The 18,791-nt window shown below is 50.4% G+C and carries 17 protein-coding genes; all 17 read right to left on the reverse strand.

The genetic code is table 11. From position 1 onward, the window contains the following. Nucleotides 1-30: 30 nt before the first annotated feature. Entirely contained in the window at nucleotides 31-735 is a 705-nt protein-coding gene (locus C557_RS0117790) for a PIG-L family deacetylase (protein WP_018753235.1), read from the reverse strand. After that, nucleotides 728-1,705 (reverse strand): GNAT family N-acetyltransferase, encoded by a 978-nt coding sequence (locus tag C557_RS0117795; RefSeq protein ID WP_018753236.1) that lies wholly within the window; start codon nucleotides 1,703-1,705, stop codon nucleotides 728-730. Before C557_RS0117795 ends, C557_RS0117790 begins: the two co-directional genes overlap by 8 nt. A gap of 19 nt (nucleotides 1,706-1,724) precedes the next feature. After that, nucleotides 1,725-2,933: an anhydro-N-acetylmuramic acid kinase gene (locus C557_RS0117800; protein WP_018753237.1), complete on the reverse strand. Its 1,209-nt coding sequence runs from the start codon at nucleotides 2,931-2,933 to the stop codon at nucleotides 1,725-1,727. Next, nucleotides 2,933-3,793 (reverse strand): carbohydrate ABC transporter permease, encoded by an 861-nt coding sequence (locus C557_RS0117805; RefSeq protein ID WP_018753238.1) that lies wholly within the window; start codon nucleotides 3,791-3,793, stop codon nucleotides 2,933-2,935. The genes C557_RS0117800 and C557_RS0117805 overlap by 1 nt, the downstream gene beginning before the upstream one ends. A 17-nt stretch (nucleotides 3,794-3,810) precedes the next feature. Further along, the gene (locus tag C557_RS0117810) at nucleotides 3,811-4,740 is read right to left on the reverse strand and encodes a carbohydrate ABC transporter permease (protein ID WP_018753239.1); all 930 of its coding nucleotides are present in this window, start codon (nucleotides 4,738-4,740) and stop codon (nucleotides 3,811-3,813) included. Nucleotides 4,741-4,813: 73 nt separating this feature from the next. Continuing rightward, on the reverse strand, nucleotides 4,814-6,259 hold the full coding sequence (locus C557_RS0117815) for an ABC transporter substrate-binding protein (protein ID WP_018753240.1): 1,446 nt from the start codon (nucleotides 6,257-6,259) through the stop codon (nucleotides 4,814-4,816). Nucleotides 6,260-6,343: 84 nt separating this feature from the next. Continuing rightward, nucleotides 6,344-7,249: an N-acetylmuramic acid 6-phosphate etherase gene (gene murQ / locus C557_RS0117820; RefSeq protein ID WP_018753241.1), complete on the reverse strand. Its 906-nt coding sequence runs from the start codon at nucleotides 7,247-7,249 to the stop codon at nucleotides 6,344-6,346. A gap of 499 nt (nucleotides 7,250-7,748) precedes the next feature. Further along, nucleotides 7,749-8,612 carry a MurR/RpiR family transcriptional regulator gene (locus C557_RS0117825; protein WP_018753242.1) on the reverse strand — a complete coding sequence of 288 codons (864 nt, stop codon included), beginning with the start codon at nucleotides 8,610-8,612 and terminating at the stop codon, nucleotides 7,749-7,751. A gap of 129 nt (nucleotides 8,613-8,741) precedes the next feature. Beyond that, nucleotides 8,742-9,521 carry an RNA polymerase sporulation sigma factor SigG gene (gene sigG, locus C557_RS0117830; RefSeq protein WP_018753243.1) on the reverse strand — a complete coding sequence of 260 codons (780 nt, stop codon included), beginning with the start codon at nucleotides 9,519-9,521 and terminating at the stop codon, nucleotides 8,742-8,744. Nucleotides 9,522-9,598: 77 nt separating this feature from the next. Continuing rightward, nucleotides 9,599-10,321, reverse strand: a complete 723-nt coding sequence (gene sigE, locus C557_RS0117835) for an RNA polymerase sporulation sigma factor SigE (RefSeq protein WP_018753244.1) — start codon at nucleotides 10,319-10,321, stop codon at nucleotides 9,599-9,601. Nucleotides 10,322-10,339: 18 nt separating this feature from the next. Then, nucleotides 10,340-11,317 carry a sigma-E processing peptidase SpoIIGA gene (spoIIGA, locus tag C557_RS0117840; protein ID WP_018753245.1) on the reverse strand — a complete coding sequence of 326 codons (978 nt, stop codon included), beginning with the start codon at nucleotides 11,315-11,317 and terminating at the stop codon, nucleotides 10,340-10,342. 240 nt (nucleotides 11,318-11,557) lie between these two features. Then, entirely contained in the window at nucleotides 11,558-12,706 is a 1,149-nt protein-coding gene (gene ftsZ / locus C557_RS0117845; RefSeq protein WP_018753246.1) for a cell division protein FtsZ, read from the reverse strand. Between the two features lie 57 nt (nucleotides 12,707-12,763). Beyond that, nucleotides 12,764-14,020, reverse strand: coding sequence for a cell division protein FtsA (ftsA, locus tag C557_RS0117850; protein ID WP_018753247.1), 1,257 nt, complete (start codon nucleotides 14,018-14,020; stop codon nucleotides 12,764-12,766). A 244-nt stretch (nucleotides 14,021-14,264) separates the two neighbouring features. Beyond that, nucleotides 14,265-15,029, reverse strand: a complete 765-nt coding sequence (locus C557_RS0117855; RefSeq protein WP_018753248.1) for a cell division protein FtsQ/DivIB — start codon at nucleotides 15,027-15,029, stop codon at nucleotides 14,265-14,267. A 106-nt stretch (nucleotides 15,030-15,135) separates the two neighbouring features. After that, on the reverse strand, nucleotides 15,136-16,413 hold the full coding sequence (gene murA, locus C557_RS0117865; RefSeq protein WP_018753250.1) for a UDP-N-acetylglucosamine 1-carboxyvinyltransferase: 1,278 nt from the start codon (nucleotides 16,411-16,413) through the stop codon (nucleotides 15,136-15,138). A 16-nt stretch (nucleotides 16,414-16,429) separates the two neighbouring features. Further along, nucleotides 16,430-17,335: a UDP-N-acetylmuramate dehydrogenase gene (gene murB, locus C557_RS0117870; RefSeq protein WP_018753251.1), complete on the reverse strand. Its 906-nt coding sequence runs from the start codon at nucleotides 17,333-17,335 to the stop codon at nucleotides 16,430-16,432. Nucleotides 17,336-17,674: 339 nt separating this feature from the next. Further along, nucleotides 17,675-18,787, reverse strand: coding sequence for an undecaprenyldiphospho-muramoylpentapeptide beta-N-acetylglucosaminyltransferase (gene murG / locus C557_RS0117875; RefSeq protein ID WP_018753252.1), 1,113 nt, complete (start codon nucleotides 18,785-18,787; stop codon nucleotides 17,675-17,677). Nucleotides 18,788-18,791 lie beyond the last annotated feature (4 nt).

The following is an 18,791-nucleotide window of genomic DNA, read 5'->3' on the forward strand; positions in this document are numbered from 1 at the left end:
TAAGACACCTCCTGTTCAGATCACGGATTGTCAGAGTGCAGACTGCTTGATTTTCATCGTCTCGGGAGGGACCATAAAGGCCTCGGCGTAAGCCTTTCTAGCCTCACAGCCACGAACGACAGCCAGCGCCTTATAATAGTCCATATATTTGAAGGACTTGCTATTCGTAACGAACCAATGCTTGTCAAGCGCTGCTATCCATAGATCGAAGGCGGCCTGGTTAAAGTCTACATAAAGATAAGGAACATAATCCACCGCATCCTCCCAATTCTCTGAATAAAGCAGCTTGGGCGCAAAGTGTGCGGGCAGTTCACGCTCAAGAGAGCCCAAACTGGCAAAGAAGCGAGCATCGTTGACGATATAGTGCGTTAGAGCGTGGTCCTTGTGCATACTGTTCTTCCAGTGCGTAATAATGACTTGAGGTTTGACGCGCCGAATTACATCACAGACCTCCAGCCGGATCTGCTGATGGTCAGGCAGCTCTCCATCACAATAACCATCAAATACAATCGCTTCTCCGTCCAGCATCTCCGCAAAAGCATGGGCTTCCCGCACCTTTTGCTGACGATACTCCTGCCAGTCCTGTCCCGCTGGTACGCCCCGCTCTCCTGCCGTTAGCGCCAACGTCACAATATGGTCTCCCTTCAGGCTGTGGCTGGCCAGCACGCCTCCGGAGGCCAGCTCTACGTCTCCTACATGCGCTCCTACCGCTAATACAGTGATCTTTTCACCCATGATTCAGTTCCCTCCGCAATATAGAAAATGTTTTGACCGTGGCAAAACCAGCCTTTTCATAAATTCGCAACGCCGGATTTTGACTTCCTGTGAACAGCGTGATATAGCGGCAGCCCGCCTGCTGAAAGGCCTCAACCATGCGGAAGAACAACACGCTGCCCAGGCCATGCCCTTCGCTCCCGGGATGTACGCCAATCCCGCTGAAGAACGCCCGGCCACTTGGTTCCACAATAATCGGCCCGGCAAAGCCAACCACCTCGCTGCCATGAATCGCCACAATCAGAGCAGCGCCATCTCGGGCATAGGCCACAACTTCCTGCTCCCACTGCGAGTTTTGCAAGGCAACAAGCGTGTTCTTTAGCCCAGTATGCCTGGTCGGGTCATAGGTAGTGATACTGTATCCCTTTTCTCCTGCCTTGACTTCCTTGGCCAGCAGATCCTGTGGGATAACAAAGTCGCCCAGCTGCAAGTACATGCCGCATTGCGTCGCCCGGTCCTCATAACCTCTGGCCAGTAGTGCACCATATAGCGGCTGCTCCTTGCCAATGCCCGGCGCATTATTATGTTCATGCCCCGGTGTCCCTGGAATGCTCCATTTCAGCCTGACTGGGTTGAAGAATAAAATATCAGCCTGCTTTTTCCCCCGCTCCCGGAATCTGGTCTCCAGCAAAGATACGAAGGCATCATAAAGCTCGATAGCCGCTACACTCCGGTCAATGATAACGCTTGTAATATAGCCCGTCATCTCACCTAAAGGAAGGTCATCGCCAATACAGCCTGCCGCAAACCCAACGATCTCCGTCGCTTCATAGCCCACCCAGATCGCCTGGGCATCGTAATATGGATGATGAAGAAAGGTCTCGGAGAACTGCCGCTCATCCATCGGCTTGTAATCATATTTGGTCGCTTCGCGGTTCCAGAGCTTGACGACCTCGGCGATATCTGCCGCTGAAAAAGGTCTGATCTCCATATGCTATAGCCTCCATAAATTATCCGGGAAGGGGATACGACACCTTGCCCATAATGACGGGCGAAGCAGCACCCGTAGCGCCCGGAATCGTGTTGGGCAAGCGATTCATCGTATAATAGGCCAGCAGGGCAAAGGCAATCGCTTCCTTGGCCTCGCTATTGGCACCGATCTCCTCCATCGTCAGCACCTCGATTGGATGAGGGGCAAGCTGGCTACGCAAGGCATGCAACAGGGTAGGATTGTAGCTGCCCCCACCGCCCACCAGCAATTGCTGAGCCTCATACCGCGGCCGGACATATCGCTCATAGCTGTCTGCAATGCTCCAGGCCGTCAAATGCGTGGCCGTAGCGATGACATCCTGCGGAATCCAGCCCTTTTCCTCCATTACATCCAGGATCCCTGACACATACTCGCTGCCAAAGCGTTCTCTACCCGTCGATTTGGGCAATGGCAGCCTGTAGTATTCATCCTGTTTCATCCACTCCAGCAGCTCGGGTATCACCTGTCCACTCGCAGCAATCACCCCGCCTACATCCATAGTTAGCGGCGCATAACATTGCGATACCAGTCCATCGATAATCATATTGCCCGGGCCGGTGTCAAAAGCAAATACCTGCTCCGGCGAAGCATGAGCGGGAAGCACCGTCACATTTCCGATCCCCCCGATGTTTTGCAGTAGCCGAGTTCGCCGGGGATCAGTGAATAATAAATAATCAGTGAACGGGACTAACGGCGCCCCCTGCCCGCCCATCGCCAGATCGGCAACCCGAAAGTCCGATACGCACGGAATTCCCGTACGGCTGGCAATGACCGCCCCCTCGCCAATCTGCACCGTGCAGCGCAGCGAGTAGCCATCTTTGCTCTTCTTCTCCGGCGCATGATACAGCGTTTGTCCGTGGGAGCCTATAGCCAGCACCTGGGAAGGGGAAAGGCCGCTTTGCCCTATAACGGTTAAAGCCGCTTGGGCATACAGCTCACCAAGCTGCATATTCATAGCTCCCACTTTATCAATCGTAGCTTGAGCAGGATCAAACAAATCAAATAACCCTTGCTTGATTCGTTTGGGATAAGGGATCGTTTCAAAAGCCAGCAGTTCAGCCTTGACGGGCTGCTCCTCTGTAGCCGAAGACCAGAATTCAACAATGGCGGCATCTATGCCGTCTACCGAGGTTCCCGACATCAGACCGACCAGATAAGCGGGACACGCCGACCTTTCATGAATACCCATCAGCCCTTCACCGCCCCAACAGTGACTCCTTCCAGGAAATACTTTTGCAGACTGAAGAACAAGATGAACATCGGAACTGCGGAAATCGTCGCCCCCGCCATCATCGGCGCGAAATACGTGGTATTGGCAAATCTGAAATTTTTCAGCCCTACCTGAATGGTCTGCATCTCCATCGTATTGGTGACCAGGAAGGGCCAGAAGAAGTCGTTCCAAGCGCTCATAAACGTCAGGATAGCCAGGACAGCCATAACGGTTTTGGACAGCGGCATAATGATATGCCAGAAGATCTTCGGCTGTGAGCAGCCTTCAATTTTTGCAGCCTCAATAATCTCTACCGGAATCGAGGACATGAACTGCTTCACCAGAAAGATATTATATACGGTGACCAGGCTCGGCATAATCAACGCGGTATACGTATTTTGGAGGTTAAAGATATTAACGATTAGAATGTATAAGGGAACCTGGGTGACCTGCCCGGGAATCATCATCGATCCCAGCAAAATCGCAAACAGCACATTTTTCCCCTTAAACTTCATTTTGGCAAAAGCATATCCGGCCAGCGTCGCAAAAAAGACATTGGATATTGTCACCGATACGGCTACAACGAAAGAATTTAACAGCCAGTCCCAGGAATGAGGGCTGAATTCAAAAAAGAATTTATAGGACTCAAACGATATTTTCGAAGGGAAAATAGAATAGCTCATCGCTCCGGCTTCCACCGGGTCGCCAAAGGAAGAAATGGTCATGAAATAAATAGGAAATAGGGTGGCTAACGCAAACAGAATCAGGAACGTAGTAATAGTACCATTACGAGCGAACAGAATCCTTTTGCTCTTTATGCTATTGTTGTATAACCCCATCGTACTCTGCTCCTCTCCTAGTATTCTACGTCATTGCCCAAGAACTTGAATTGCAGGAATGAGATAAAGGCAATAATCAGGGCAAGTAATAAGGATTGCGCAGCAGCCTCGCCAAATTCAAAATAGGTAAATGCATTATTGAAAATTAACAGCCCCACCATGGTAGTTGCGTGATCCGGGCCACCACCTGTCATCAGATAAGCATTTTGAAATACCTGGAAGGAACCAATTACGCCGGTGACTAGCAGGAATAATGTCGTTGGCTTGAGGAAGGGAATAACAATGAACCACAGCTTTTGAAAAAAGGTAGCCCCATCGATTTCTGCGGCTTCATAATAACTGTTGTCAATCCCCAGCAGCGCCGCCAGGTAAATAATAATAGCCGTACCATGACTCGATAGCCAGGACATGATCACAAGCGAGAGCATCGCAGTGGCGCTGGAGCCAAGCCAGTTTTGATTCTCCACTCCAAAAAAGCTCACAACCTGGTTGGCAATACCTGATTTGAGCGGATCAAAGATCCACAGCCATACTACTGAAAGCGCAACGCCCGAAGCGACAGCCGGCAAATAATAAATGGCCTTGAAGATCGTTTGCGTTTTCTTCTTGAAAGGAAGGATCAGAATAGCAATAACGAAGGAGAGTAAAATATTCATCGGAACCGTTAGAAGCGTGTAGACGAGCGTATTTTTTAGCGCTTTCCAGAACAAACCGTCCTGAAAGGTGTTGACAAAGTTCTCCAGCCCAACATAAGTGGACCCTAACGGGGCATATTCCTGCAAGCTGATAATAAATGCGTTAATCACTGGATAAGCCGTGAACAAAGAAAAGGCAATCAGGGCCACGGCGATAAAGGCATATCCCCAGCCCGAGTCGCTTTCAAGCTTTAATCTTTTTCTTTTTATTAATGTATCATTCACTAGATCGCACCCCTCTTCCCAAAACATGCCACTTGCATTCCTAAGGCTGATCTGAAAGGGAAGCTATGCGACAAGAGCTCCCCTTCCCACCTAGAAGCCTTTAATCAGTTACAATGCCATCTTCGCCAAAGGACTTGATAGCAGCTGTCTTCACAGCATCATACATTTGTTCAGGAGTAATCTCGTTGGCAAGCAAGGCCTGCAATTTAGGCACGATGACTTCAGTCTCAATCTTGATGGCTTCCGCAGCCAGATCCGTCGGAATATCCGTACGTGCCGGCACTGCCTTGGACATCATCATCTGGTCAGCCTTCTGATTATCCTCATTACGCGGATATTCCTCAAGGACAGCCGAATTACGGGCCGATTCAGTAATTGGAGTCAGGAACAGCTCATTGCTGTAATTCGCGGCAATGGAGCCGGAGGACAGAAAGCTGATGGCAAGACCGATATTTTTGATATGCTCCTCGGAAGGCTCCTTTTTGCCGCGAAGTGCAATATAGCCATCGACTACCGCCGTCGGAATATACTCCGCTCCGTTGAAGCTAGGCACAGGCAAGGCGATATACTCGGCTTCAATCGAATCAGCCACGGCGGAGCCATCGTTGGCTTGAAGCTTCTCATTATTCAAGCGGGCAGAGTTCTCAAAGCTGACAAGACCCTTGCCCGTAATCATCGTTTGCCCGGTCAGGAACATATTCCAACGCTTGCCCGCATCGATAGAGCTGAGCTCTTTAGGCATAGAGCCATCTTCGATCATCTCCCGAAGAGCGGTAAGCAACCCCAGGAACTTCTTGCTGGTATAAGAGAATTTCAGATTTTCATCAAAATAGTCAGGCAGGCCGGCTGATTTGGCCATAATGCTTAAATAGTCTTTTGAGGTAACGCCGGAGGTGGCAAACACAAAGCCATACCGGGTGGTCTCCCCTTTATCATTTTTGACCACCCCACGCTTAATGGCATCGCGGAATTCTTCATAGGTCCAGCCATTTTGCTGAACATTTCGCCAGTCAACACCCGCTTCCTCCAGAAATTGCTTGTTGCCGCCGATCGAGTGAATGGCCAAATAGGCAGGCAACCCGTATTGCGCTTCGCCCAGCTGGAAATGCTTCATGGCCACCTCATCATAATCCGCCTTAACCTCGTCCGATAACACTGGATTAAGGTCAAGCAGAACGCCTAAGGATGCATATTTGGAAATGCCCGTCGAACCCACCCAGGCTATATCCGGAGGTGAGCCCGCATTCACCTGAGTATCCAGCTTCTGCGTCATATCCTCCCAGCTGGCAGGCTCGATTTTCAATGTTAGGTTGGGATACAGCTCATTGAATTCCTTTTCCATAACGGCAAACCGTGCCTGATAGTTCGCAGAGACCGGAGGCAGCAACGCCGTAATCGTATCCTTTTGCGGCCCCGATTCGCCGTTCCCGCCACTCCCCGCTCCGTTATCCGCCGACTTGCTTCCATTCCCGCCACATGCGGACAATAACGACAGCAGCATGATGGACGACAATAATAAAATGAATACCCGTGTTCTTTTTAGCATCGATACCAGCCTCCCTATAGCTTATAATATTTTCCTGCTTCCACATTTAAGACCAGCCAATGAACCGACCGGCTTCCTTTACCTTTACACCAGCGAAGCAATCGCTGGCTTCAACCGTCCTCCGTGGGCCGCAAGCACGCGCTCCGCTTCTGGTGCCTCGAGATCGGTCTTGATCATCATGATTGCCAGCTTGCAGTTCATCCCGGCCTTCTCCAGCATTTGTCCAGCGGTTCGCGCGTCTACACCGGTAATATTCACAATCATGCGAATGGAGCGTTCTACCAGCTTGTTATTGCTAGCCTTCAGATCAATCATCAAATTATTGTACGTTTTACCCAACTTGACCATAGTACAAGTCGTCAGCATATTAAGCACCAGCTTCTGCGCCGTCCCTGCCTTTAACCGGGTGGAGCCGCTGATTACCTCAGGTCCAACCACAGGTGCGATACAAACATCAACAAGAGGCTCAAACTTTGAATCCTTATTGTTACAGACACCGATAGTAGCTGCCCCATAATGCCTAGCTTTTACCAAAGCGCCAATGACATAATTCGCACTGCCGCTTGCTGAAATTCCGATCACTACATCCTTGTCTGTGACACCGATACGCTCAATCAAATCGCTTCCAGCAGCCGCATCATCTTCACAGCCCTCGACCGCAGTGCGCAAGGCTGTGTCCCCGCCCGCGATATATCCCTGAACCAGCGAGGGGTCTGTGCCAAAGGTGGGAGGACATTCCGATGCGTCCAAAACGCCCAATCTCCCCGAAGTGCCCGCCCCTATATAATACATGCGGCCACCAGTGGATAATTTGTGGTATAGAATGTCTACGGCTTTTGAAATTTGCGGAATTTCTTCAGCTATAGCAGCCGGGACCAGGGCATCCTGTTGATTGATCAACTGAACCATCTCCTCCGTATTACATTCATCGATCATTAATGTATCCGGGTTCACTGCCTCTGTGGTCAATCCCGCAAGGTAGTTATTCATTTTCCACCCTCCTTTTCTGTTTATCTAACACGTAAATAACATAATACGTTATATTTTCTAACAGGTTTTATGTTTTTAATAGTAAACCATCCAAAAGATGTCGTCAATAGATTTTGAAATTAAATTTCACAAAAAAATATTTTTTTGTTTTTTTAATTCAAATATTACACCTTCTGTTATAACACATTTATGAAGCGCTTACAATACTGATTTAACAGTACTTAAGTCGCAAACAGCATGCTGATGCTCGCCCTGCATCCCTACTCTCACCATCAAACGCTTGCCCCTCACACTCCCTTCTCATGCCCAGCCATGTAACACTCAACGGTGGATTTTCATTGCACAAACCCTAAAGTGCATGGCTAAAACCACCGATTTTTTAGTAGAAAACCTGACATAGATATGAATCTACGCTTTTTGTGTTTCTTTTTAAGCATAGAAAAAAAGCACTGATTCAGAATCAGTACCTAGCTTTATCCTTATGTGCTGCTGAAGGTGATTAATCTCGTTGCTTCCTCTTTAAAATATTGTGGGTCTTGGTCAAATAGGTTTTGACTGACTCATATTCCGCACTAGCTACCCCCGCAAACAATATATCAATCACCGTAAGCATGGCGATACGCGAACCCATAGCACCGCTGCGAATTGTGATTTCAGGCGTTGATATGCTTAACACAATATCCGCCCGTTCCGCCAGCTCACTCTTGTTGTATTTGGTAATAGCGATACATTGAACACCGTTTCTCTGTACGATTTCCAGAGCATCAAGAATATCACTGGTAGCGCCCGAATTGGAAATAAAAATAGCAACATCTTCCTTCTCCAGCAGGGTAGCTGCTGTGAGCTGGCTGTGCCCATCGGTATAAGCATGACATATCTTGCTGATTCGCGAAAATTTCTGTTCTCCATCCATACATACCAGACCAGAGGCGCCGATTCCGAAGAAAACGATACGCTTGCTCTGACATAGCAGTCCAACGGCTCGGGCAATCTCCTTACGGTCGATCACACTCAGCGTATCCTCAATCGACTTGCAATTATTCAAGGAGACATTTGAAATAATGGTTGAAAGATCATCCCCGGGTTGAATGTCAGTATACTGCTCTCTTGCCTCCTCATCTCGGGAGCCCAGGGATGCAGAGATACTCACGATGAAGTTGCGATAGCCGCTATAACCCATCGTTTTGCAGAAGCGCAGCACCGAGGCATCGCTTGTCTTACTTAATTGCGCCAGCTCCTTGATGGAAAGATGGGGAATCTCTTCAGTATTCTCCAGAATATAATCGCCAACCAGCCGTTCAACCGGAGTCAAGCTGTCCCACATTTCACGAATTTTAATCAGTATATTGTCATTTAGACTCATAATCTACCTACTCTTGATTTATTTAGACCTTATAACATCATAATCAATAGTGGCCTATAATTTCAATAACAAAAAAACTGCCCATACCCGTGGACCTCTTTAAGGGACCCGCGTATGGGCTGGGCAAAACTATTTCACATGCTTCTGCATTTGTAAAATGGCGGACTTCTCAAGCCGGGAGACCTGAGCCTGGGAGATGCCGATTTCGTCGGCCACCTCCATCTGTGTCTTTCCCTCAAAAAAGCGCATGGACAAAATCATCTTCTCCCGTTTGCCTAATCGCTGCATTGCTTCGCGAAGTGCGATTTCCTCAATCCAGGAGACATCCTTGTTCCTGTCATCGCTAATTTGATCCATGACGTAGATGGGGTCACCTCCATCATGATAGATCGGTTCAAACAAGGAGACGGGGTCCTGGATGGCGTCCAAGGCAAATACGACGTCTTCCTTAGGCAGCCCCAGCGCCTCGGAAATTTCAAAGATTGTAGGCTCGCGTGAATTGCGGTTGGTTAAGCTATCCCGCATTTGCAAAGCCTTATAAGCGATGTCACGCAGACTGCGGGATACCCGGATCGGGTTATTATCCCGCAAGTATCGGCGGATTTCCCCGATGATCATCGGCACCGCATAGGTAGAGAATTTCACGTTTTGTGATAAATCAAAATTATCGATGGCTTTCATGAGTCCGATACAACCAACCTGGAACAGGTCGTCCACATATTCCCCGCGATTGTTGAATCGCTGAATAACACTCAGCACGAGTCTCAAGTTGCCATTCACAAGCTTTTCTCTGGCTGATCTTACGTGGTCCTGCTGCAAGGAGCGGAACAGCTCTCGCATCTCCGCATTGGTTAGTACGGGTAACTTGGCGGTATCTACACCGCAAATTTCTACTTTATTTCGGGTCATCGTGTCTTTACCTCCCAAGGAGAAACTATTGATCAGTATCTCCCGGGACTGTATTTTTATTCCGCTTCAGGAATTCGCTACACCATCTTGTTGAACTCCTTGCGCAGGCGCTTAATGATTCGCTTTTCCAGTCTGGAAATGTAAGATTGTGAAATGCCCAGCAGATCGGCTACATCTTTTTGCGTCTTCTCATCCCCATCCACAAGGCCGAATCGCAGCTCCATAATCATCCGCTCCCGCTCGGTTAATTTGTCCAACGCCTTGTGCAAGAGCTTACGGTCCACCTGCTCCTCGATATTACGATAAATCGTATCATTCTCTGTGCCAAGCACGTCTGACAGCAGCAGTTCATTGCCATCCCAGTCAATATTGAGCGGTTCGTCAAAAGAGACTTCGCTCCGGATTTTGCTATTACGCCGCAGGTACATCAGAATTTCATTTTCAATGCAACGAGAAGCATAGGTGGCCAGCTTGATCTTTTTCTCCGGGTCAAAGGTATTCACCGCCTTGATTAGACCAATGGCTCCAATAGACACCAGATCCTCGATATTGATACCTGTGTTCTCGAACTTGCGGGCAATGTAAACGACCAAGCGCAGATTACGCTCGATCAACATCGCCCGAATGCTGGAATCCCCTCCCGGAAGCCGCTGAAGCAAATATTCCTCCTCTTCGCGCGTCAGTGGGGGCGGCAGTGCTTCACTTCCGCCAATATAATAAATCTCTTCACTTTTTAGCCCCAAAAGAAACAGTAAGCGGTAGTATTGAAGTTGCAGCATCATTTTCCACTTTACACGCATATCCTCTGTCCTCCCATATTACGTTCCCGTTTTGCTAACGGCATTCAGCATTGAATCGTTGGTCTCGCCTGCTTCCACCGTTTCAATCAGAGCCGGATGAATAATCGCCCGATAAGCGCCTTCTGCCGATAGACGGCCGCCATCCCAACCCACCAATACGCGCGTGGATCGATACACTGACCCATCCAGACGTACTGTCACCTCATCCGGCTTGAGCGCCAGCATGAATTGGGCATTTCTGTTCACGCCCCGGTAAGGAACCAGACGCAGCCGATGAGGCCAAGGAAAGGCCCCTGCCTCTGACCATTCCAGAATGAGGTTGTCCGCCTGCTCATGAGCCAGCTTTCCCTGATAGGCAGAAGGCAGAACCTCTTCCCACAACGACGCCTCCATCACCATGACCGGTAAGCCACTTAGCGGATCGGACAACTGGTTGCCCGTATCGATCAGACCTGTGCAAGCGACCACCGTCCCCTCTAGATGCACCTCTACTTCCGCCAGAAAGGTATCGATCCTTTCCTGCCTTTGCCTGGCGAGCATAACCCTCCGGAACCACAGCAATACAATAAAGAAGCACACCAGCATGAAGACTGTCCGGATTTGCAGCGAGAAGCCAAGGCCTCCGGAAGCCGAATACCAGATCCCGCTCCAGACCTCTCCGCTATCCTGTAGCAAATAGTGAATACCCAAAATTCCACCGGCGGCCACAAAGTTAATCATATAGAACGCGCCCATATTCCTTAAATAATTTTGTAAGCCTCCAAATCCAAACGCGACCCACAGCATGACGACAGAGAAAAGAAACTTCACCAGAAAAGTAAACATAAAATCCAGTTCCGGTAAAAACATCATCAACACATATAAAGCTCCCACCACAGCCGAGAGAATGACGCGCCAGAGAATAACCCTCTGCTTGCGCAGCCATGCCGTAGCCAGCAATAAGCAAGCATCTATGGCTAGATTCATAGCGAATATAAGATCGATATAGACTATCAACGGCATTCACCTGCCTGGGGAGATGCTTATCAGTATAAAGAGAAACATTTATAAAGTCTGTCTAAAATTGCAAGCAAAAACCCACTAATTTTGTCGAGGAGAAATTTGGGAGAATAGGAGGTTCAGAGAGCCAGTCAGGCCGTCCTCTACTGAAAAGAGCATGAGGGGATGACTAATCGCAAAAAAGACCTTAGCCCACCGGGGGCCAAGGTCTTGGGGAAGACGAAACAGTATTTCTATCTATTCATTATTATTCCGGGAACGATTGCGAAGAAATGTCGGAATATCCAATTGATCACTATTAGATGAGTTCCCAAACGGTCTCAGCGACGGAGCCTGACGGTTCTCTTGAGACTCCGATATGCTTGGAGTCCCCGAAGCACCTGGTGCGCCCGGAGCCGTAGCTGTCGGTTTGCGAGTCAGATGAGAGACATCCTTGTGCTCAAACCCTGTCGCAATGACCGTTACCTTAATCTCTTCCTTCATATCTTCATCAATGATGGCACCAAATATCATGTTCACTTCCGGATCGGAAGCAGCAATCACGATCTCAGCCGCCTCATTGACCTCATACAACGACAGGTTCGCCCCACCGGTAATATTCATGATCACACCACGGGCACCTTCGATGGAAGTCTCCAGCAGTGGGCTCATAATCGCCTTGCGTGCCGCTTCGGCCGCGCGATTCTCACCAGTAGCCAGTCCAATTCCCATCAGAGCCGATCCGCGTTCTGTCATGATCGTCTTTACGTCGGCGAAGTCCAAGTTGATCAAGCCAGGTACGGCGATCAGATCGGAAATACCTTGTACCGCCTGACGCAATACATTATCTGCTTCACGGAATGCTTCCAGCATCGGTGTCTTCTTGTCTACAATCTCAAGCAAGCGATCGTTCGGAATAACGATAAGCGTGTCTACTTTTTCCTTCAACGCTTCAATGCCAAGCACAGCTTGGGAAGAACGCTTGCGTCCTTCAAACGTAAACGGTCTGGTTACTACACCAACCGTCAGCGCGCCACACTCTCTGGCAATTTCAGCGATGACTGGCGCAGCCCCCGTACCGGTGCCGCCACCCATACCAGCGGTAACGAACACCATATCCGCACCCTTCAACGTATTGGCAATCAGCTCACGGGATTCCTCCGCCGCTTTCTTGCCTACCTCCGGATTTGCTCCAGCTCCAAGGCCGCGCGTAAGCTTGTCTCCGATCTGCAATTTATGCTCGGATTTGGCCAGATGCAGTGCTTGCGCATCTGTATTCACCGTGATGAATTCTACGCCTTGCACACCATTCTCGATCATCCGGTTCACAGCGTTGCTTCCGCCGCCGCCAACTCCGATAACCTTGATTTGAGCCAAGCTCTCCATTTCAAAATCAAATTCCAACATACTCTTCCATCTCCCCCTCAATGTGCATGGATGGCCCGTTTATTATCCCTGAACCAACTATATGAACTCGCTGAATATATTCTTTAGCCGCTCCATCAGGCCTGTCTTATTCCGTGCAGCTTCCTGCGAGCCGGAAGGCTTGGCCCGGTTGGCCGCCTTCTTAGGACTGCCCGTGTTGTTACGCACGTGAATATTCTTGATCACCTTGTAGAGGATGCCTACCCCGCCTGTATATGCAGGATCGCGAACCCCAATGTAATCAGGAACCGCCACCCGTACGGATGCAGATAGCTCTTCCTGGGCAATCTTAAGCAATCCCGGCATAGAAGCCGTCCCCCCGGTGAGTATAAACCCGCCAGGCTGCTCTGCGTAGCCAAGACGCTTGACTTCCTGATAAATCAATTGAAAAATTTCCTGCACGCGTGGTTCCGCGATCGCAGCCAAATCCTCTTGCGTAAACTCCTTGTCCACATTGCTGCCGATACGCGTTACCTTGAAGGTGACGTCCGCCGCCGCATCCTCAATCGAAGCACAGCCATATTTCAGCTTGGCCTTCTCCGCCTGATCCGTTAACGTCCGGAGACCGTAGGCAATGTCGTTTGTTATAAATTCTCCCCCAATCGGAAGCGTGGATGTCGATACGATCGTGCCGCTTTCAAATACAGCGATCGTTGTAGAGCCTGCGCCAATATCCACAAGCACGGAGCCCATGGTCTTCTCATCCTTGGACAAAGCCAGCTGGCCGGAGCCCAGCGACAACAATACGAGATCCTTTACCTTCAAGCCGGACTTCTCCACGCAGCGAAGCAGATTGTGAATCGCCGTCTTAGCACCGGTAATGATGGTCGCCTCAACCTCCAGACGAACCCCGATCATCCCGCGAGGATCAGATATCCCCTCGAGCCCGTCCACTACATATTGTTTTGCTACTACATCGATTATTTCACGTTCCGGCGGCAAGGCGATGACTTCGGCCGCTTTAAGTACGCGGTCGATATCCTCCTCACCAATTTCCCGGTCTTCATTTTGTACGGCTACAACCCCGTGGCTCGTTTGGAGTCCGATATGATTTCCCGAAATGCCGACATATACTTCCGATATTTGAATACCTACCATCCGTTCCGCATGATCCACAGCACTGCGAATCGATTGCACCGTCTGGTCAATATCTACAATCGCACCTTTTCGAATACCTTCCGAGTCGGCAGACCCAACCCCAATAATATTAAAGGTTCCATGATTAATTTCCCCAATAATAGCACGAACTTTGGATGTACCGATGTCCAAACTAACAATGATGTCATTGTTACTCAAGCCCCTGGCACCTCCTATTTCCCAATCAAAATGACTTGCCGTGTTGGATTCACTCTCTACATATTCAACGCCATTTAATCTTTCCCTCTTTTTTCTACAAATTTTTTGGCTTCCAACTTTTACATAGAACTAGGCATGAAGTACCTGAAACCTATGAAATCCAACTCTTGCCTTGCAAGCAAAATAGGAAGAAAAAAGAGGGAGCTCGGCAAGCTGCCCATAAAACGTATTTTAACATTGTTTTTCACTCATGAGTAGTATCATTTTCCCCGTCATTGCCGTTCTCCAGGGATTCATACGGAACATAGGAATCCGCGTCCAGCATCGTGAGTCTTCCAGGGTCCTGAGCCTGCAAAATCTCGTTCATATATCCAGCCTTTTTGGCCAGAAGCGACACCGCAGAAATGATCTCGAATCGCGATCTGGTGTACATCTTGATCCGGTCCGGGTAAGACAAGGTTGGCGAAGGCACGATCTCGGAGATGTCCGCCGTAAGCTCATCCGAAATCTGCGAGAGCGTAAGGCACAGCTTGGCCAAGGTCTCCTCATCTGCTTCCCAGCCCGTCAATAAAGGCTTGTCCACAGGCATGGAACCATTAAGCTCGATCCTTGTCCCATTGGCCAGCAGCCCTTGCAACGCGCCATCCGCAGTCAGCTTGTAGGCTGCAATCGGATATTCCTCGATGAGCACCTTCACATTGCCAGGAAACGACTTGTTTACCGTAGCCTGCTGCACGGCAGGAATCTCTTCCAGTCTTCGAGCTACCTGCTCGGAGCTGACGGCAAAGAACGGGGACCCGACCTCGATCCCGCTGGCCAACAGCAACTCCTCGTTCATTATATACTCGTTGCCTTCAAATGTAATAACTGATATTTTGCTTAAGGACGAGCGGAAGAACAGGACGCACAGCAAGGAAATGAACAACAGCATGAGAATGATCTTGATTTTCCGGCCGCCTCTCCTCTTCGGTACCGGCGTTTTCAACACTGGAACATTAGCTTTTGACATGTCATTTCTCCGCATCTTTCTGAATAAGTATTACAAAGCCCTGTATCCCCTCCATAAGGAGGGGACCCTGATCAGGCCAAGGCATGGTCTCCATGCATCATACCATCTAGGCAAGGTCCAGCTTTAATGCAGGAGCTTCGCGATGCACCGCGCCTCCAAGCCGCTGGAACATATGTTCAATCCGATCATAACCGCGATCAATATGGTGAACCTGTTCGACGACCGTCTTGCCTTGTGCCGCCAGGCCAGCGATGACCAATGCCGCTCCGGCTCGCAGGTCGGTTGCTTCTACGGTAGCCCCGTAAAGCCTGGGCACCCCGCGGATAAACGCAGAGTTCAAGTCTACCGAAATATCGGCTCCCATGCGAACAAGTTCATCAACATGCTTGAATCTGCCTTCAAACACCGTTTCTTTCATAACGCTAAGTCCGTCTGATAAAGACAGCAGCACCATCACCTGGGATTGTAGATCAGTAGGAAAAGAAGGATAGGGCGAAGTGACGATTCGCTCCACCGCCTTGGGACGGCCTGCACTGCTTATCGTTATTATATCATCGGAAGCTCCGATTTGAACACCGGACCGCTTGAGCACGTGCAAAAGCGAGGTCAGATGGGCTGGATTGCAATGGGTCAGTGTAACACTGCCACGTGTCGCCGCCACAGCCAGCAGGGCCGTTCCGGCAACGATACGATCGGGAATGACTTCATAATCGCAAGGATAAAGACGCTTCACACCGCGGATCGTGATCGTATCCGTACCTGCCCCCATAATGCTTGCGCCCATCGCGTTAAGAAAGTTCTGCAAATCCTGAATCTCTGGCTCACGGGCCGCGTTAGTCAGAATCGTGGTGCCTTCGGCCAGTGCCGCTGCCATCATAATGTTCTCCGTAGCACCCACACTCGGAAAATCCAGATGGATATCGCTGCCAACCAGCTTGCTTGCTCTGCACCAGATCTGTTGATCATATTCCTCAATCTTGGCACCGAGAGCCTCCAGCCCCTTCAAGTGCAAATCAATTTTGCGCTCCCCGATCGCGCAGCCTCCAGGCTGATAAATGCAAGCCTCTCCAAACCTGGCTAGTAAAGGCCCCATCAGGAAGATGGATGAGCGCATCTGCTTCATCAAGTCCTCCGGCACATGGCTGGAATCCGCACTCCCCGTATCCACGGTTACCGTTTCCCCCAAGTGGACGGTCCTGCAGCCCAGACGGCCTAGAATGCCCAGCATGACATCAATATCGAGCAGACGGGGGACATTTCGAAGTTGTACTTTGCCTTCCGCCAGCAGACTAGCCGCCAGAATCGGCAGTGCAGCATTTTTCGCTCCATGGATACGAATGGTTCCTGAGAGGGGTCTCCCGCCTTCAATCACCAATTTGTCCAATGTATCACCTCCGAGTTTACCGTTCACCCACGTAGAAAACCTCCGGCACCAGGGCTACGCCGGACTGATCGGCAACCACGGCCTTGATTTTCTCCATGAGCGCAAGAACGTCCTCTGCTGTCGCTTGCCCGGTATTGACGATGAAATTGGCATGCAGCGTAGATACTTCGGCTCCGCCAACCTTCATTCCCTTGAGTCCCGCCGCTTCGATAAGCCTTGCTGCATGATCGCCCTGCGGATTGCGAAAGACGCTGCCGCAGCACGGCTGGGTGAGCGGCTGTGTTTTACGCCGCCGGTCCTTGTACGTCGCCATGGCTGCCGCAATCTCCAACCTGTCGCCGGCAGCGAGCGAAAACCGGGCCTCAGCCACGATGCCGCGCTGTTCATGCAAGATGGAATGCCGGTAGGCAAACATCATGTCGTTTGCGGTATAAGTTACCAATTCACCTGTCTCCAGAACAATGTCAGCGGAATTGAATATTCGTGACACATCCGACCCATGAGCTCCTGCATTCATATAGACGGCACCGCCAACCGTACCCGGAATGCCCCCGGCAAATTCCAGACCCGTTAACCCCGCCTTGCCCGCCATCACACTTAACCGGACGAACGAGGCTCCGCCTCCAGCAGAGATTGCCGCACCATCAATCGCGATGCTCTCCAGATCCGTGCCAAGCCGAATGACACAACCGCGAATCCCCTTGTCGGACACCAGCATATTAGAGCCTTTGCCCACCGTCATCCACGGGATTTGCTCTTCATGTAGCAGCCGAATCAATTCCTGCAACTGCCGGACATTTTGGGGAATAATCATCGCGTCTGCCGGACCGCCAATTTTCCATGTTGTATGTTTTGACATCGGCTCGTCGGGTAAAATCTCTCCGACCTCCAGCCGGGCCAATTTCGATATCCACTGCTGCATCGTAAAACCTCCTTGACTTGAATGGCGAAAAATAGCCAGACATCCAGTTATGGATGCCATCTATTCCCTGCTTCCGGGCTCCGTGTGGTTTGTCACGATGTATAGAGTATCTTATGCCTTCCTCGGAAAGAGTGTGACAATCGCCCAGGCCCGAGAAGGTTGCATGAAGCTAGGGACTGAGTAGCGCAGCGTACGTATTGGGTACGTGAGCAACTCAAATGTTTCTGCAAGAAACATACTACGGAAGCCTACGCTTGGCCCGGCTGAATTCAAGATTCGATGTCGAATTCACTTCCCGAACAACTTCGTCCTGGGAAGACGACTTTTTGAACTGCCTCTTTAAGTGCGGCCTTGAACCAATCTGCGCATTTCTTCCACGACCAGACGCGCAGCCTCCGGTTTGCCCAAGGTGCGGGAGGCCGAGGACATGGAAGCCTGTAGCGCGTGATCCCCCATCACTTGTTCAACCGCTGCGTACAAACGGGAACCGGATAGTTCCGGCTCCAGAATAACCCTCGCCGCACCGGAACGCTCCAGCGAGCGCGCGTTCTTCTCCTGATGATTATTGGTTACGTTCGGCGAAGGAATCAATATCGCCGGGATGCCCAAGGCTGTAATTTCGGCCAAAAAAGAAGCCCCGGCGCGGTTCACGATGAGCGAGGTACACGCCAATACCTCAGGCATGTTGTGCACATAGGGCAGCACCCGCAGATTGGCGGGAAGCTCGCCTGTCTTCGCCCGAATCGCCTCCACCGTCGAGGCATAGTAGCTTTCGCCTGTCACGTATACGTATTGCAAATACGGAGAGCCCTGCAGCAGCGGGGCCATCTCGATCATCGCTTCATTGATAGCTCTGGCTCCCCGGCTGCCGCCTACCACAAGCACTACGGAACTGCTTCCAGGCAAGCCAAGTGTCTCGAACCCCTTGGCCTTGTCCGCTGCATATACCGTAGTGGCCCGCGGATTCCCCGTGTATACGACGCGACGAGCAGCCGGAAAAGCCGATTCCGAATCCTCAAAGCTGACGGCCACTGCCGAAACGTACTTGCTGAGAAAACGATTCGTCAGGCCAGGAACCGCATTCTGCTCGTGAATGATGCTGGGAATGCCCAGCTTGGCCGCCGCGTACACTACCGGACCGCAAACATAGCCACCTGTGCCAATTACCACATCCGGCTTGAACTCGCGAAGCAGCTTTTTGGAGGTGCGAACCCCCTTAAGAAAACGCATGACTGTTTTTACATTATCCAAAGACAGCTTCCTGCGGAAGCCGGTAATATCGATTGCTTCAAACGGAATATCCTGCTTGGGAACCAGCGAGCTTTCCAGTCCGCGCTGGCCACCGATATAGAGAAACTCGCAGCCGGGAAATTCCGCAGCGCATTGATTTGCAACAGCGAGCGCCGGATAGATATGTCCTCCGGTACCGCCGCCACTTAACACGACGCGCATATTC

Source organism: Paenibacillus sanguinis 2301083 = DSM 16941 (genome assembly GCF_000374825.1).
Taxonomy (GTDB): Bacteria; Bacillota; Bacilli; order Paenibacillales; family Paenibacillaceae; genus Fontibacillus; species Fontibacillus sanguinis.